This window comes from Xanthomonas sp. SHU 199 (assembly GCF_000364665.1).
GTDB lineage: Bacteria > Pseudomonadota > Gammaproteobacteria > Xanthomonadales > Xanthomonadaceae > Xanthomonas_A > Xanthomonas_A sontii.
In genome coordinates this window covers 1-1,692 of record NZ_AQOI01000542.1, presented here as the reverse complement: position 1 = coordinate 1,692, position 1,692 = coordinate 1, and the positions used below count along the sequence as shown (strand labels likewise).

General features: G+C 72.9%; 2 protein-coding genes. Both read right to left on the bottom strand.

Going from position 1 to position 1,692, the window contains the following annotated elements; all coding sequences use genetic code 11:
* The coding region (locus D183_RS0116280; RefSeq protein WP_017909937.1) for an aldehyde dehydrogenase family protein at nt 1–958 on the bottom strand (958 nt) is incomplete at its 3' end.
* A 26-nt stretch (nt 959–984) separates the two neighbouring features.
* Nucleotides 985–1,692, bottom strand: a 708-nt coding sequence (locus D183_RS0116275) for an alanine dehydrogenase (RefSeq protein ID WP_017909936.1), incomplete at its 5' end; no start/stop codon positions are given.

Below are 1,692 nucleotides of genomic sequence, written 5' to 3'. Positions count from 1 at the left end.
CGGCGTCGGCCTGGCCCGCGCCCAGGCGCAGCGCGGCCACGCGCGGCGCCAGTCTGGCCACCAGCGCATCGGCCAGCGCGTCGCCCACGCACACCGCCACCGAGATCGCCATGCAACGTTCGCCGGCCGAGCCGTAGCCGGCCCCGAGCAGGGCGTCGGCGACATCGTCCAGGTCGGCGTCGGGCAGCACCACCAGGTGATTCTTGGCCCCGCCCAGCGCCTGCACGCGCTTGCCCAGCGCACTGCCGCGCGCGTACAGGTCGGCGGCCACCGCGGTGGAGCCGACGAAGCTCAGCGCCTGCACCTGCGGGTGCGCCAGCAGTGCGTCCACCGCCGGTTTGGCGCCGTGCACCACGTTGCACACGCCGGCCGGCAACCCGGCCTCGTGCAGCCATTCGGCCAGGAGCAGCGACGCCGAGGGTGCGTGTTCGGAGGGCTTGAGCACGAAGCTGTTGCCGCAGGCCAATGCCACCGGCAGCATCCACAGCGGCACCATCGCCGGGAAGTTGAACGGGGTGACGCCGGCCACCACGCCCAGCGGCGCGTATTCGCTCCAGGCGTCCACGCCGCGGCCGACGTCGTGCGAATGCTCGCCCTTGAGCAGGTGCGGGATGCCGCAGGCGAACTCCACCACCTCCATGCCGCGGACCACTTCGCCGCGCGCGTCGGTGACGGTCTTGCCGTGCTCGGCGCTGATGCAGCGGGCCACGTCGTCGGCACGGCGTTCCAGCAGCTCGCGGAAACGGAACAGCACCCGCGCGCGCTGCAGCGGCGGCGTCGCCGCCCAGCCGGGAAAAGCCGCACTGGCGGCACGCACCGCCATCTCCACCGCATGCGCGGCGCCCAGCGGCACGTGGCGCTGGACGGCGCCTGTCGCCGGGTCGAAGACCTCGGCGTGCTCGTCGCCGCGGAAGGCGACGGGCTGGCCGTCGATGTAGTGGGACAGGGTGTCGCGCATCGTGCTCGATCCTCGGATGGACTGCGTCAGCCCAGCGCGTCCAGCGGCCGCACGAACTCCTGGCCCAGCGCCTGCGCCACTGCGCGATGGGTGAGCTTGCCGGCGTGCACGTTGAGGCCGTTGCGCAGGTCCTGGTCGTCGCGCAGCGCCTGCAGTCCGTGTTCGGCCAGCAGCAGCACGAACGGCAGGGTGGCGTTGGTCAGGGCGAAGGTGGAGGTGCGGGCGACGCCGCCGGGCATGTTGGCCACGCAGTAATGCACGATGCCGTCGACCTCGTAGGTCGGCTGCTGGTGCGTGGTCGGGCGGCTGGTCTCGAAGCAGCCGCCCTGGTCGATCGCCACGTCCACCAGCACCGAGCCGGGCCGCAGCAGCGCCAGTTGCTCGCGCGACACCAGCTTGGGCGCGGCGGCGCCGGGGATCAGCACCGCGCCGATCACCAGGTCGGTGTGCGGCAGGCACTGCTCGATCGCATCGCGGGTGGAGTACAGCGTGGTCAGTTGCTGGCCGTAGAGTTCGTCCAGGTACTTGAGCCGCTCCAGCGAGCGGTCCAGCACGGTCACCCGCGCGTGCAGGCCCATCGCCATGCGCGCGGCGTTGATGCCGACCACGCCGCCGCCGATCACCAGCACCTGCGCCGGCTTGACCCCGGGCACGCCGCCGAGCAGCACGCCCGAGCCGCCCTGCGCCTTCTCCAGCGCATGCGCGCCGGCCTGGATCGCCATGCGCCCGGCGAC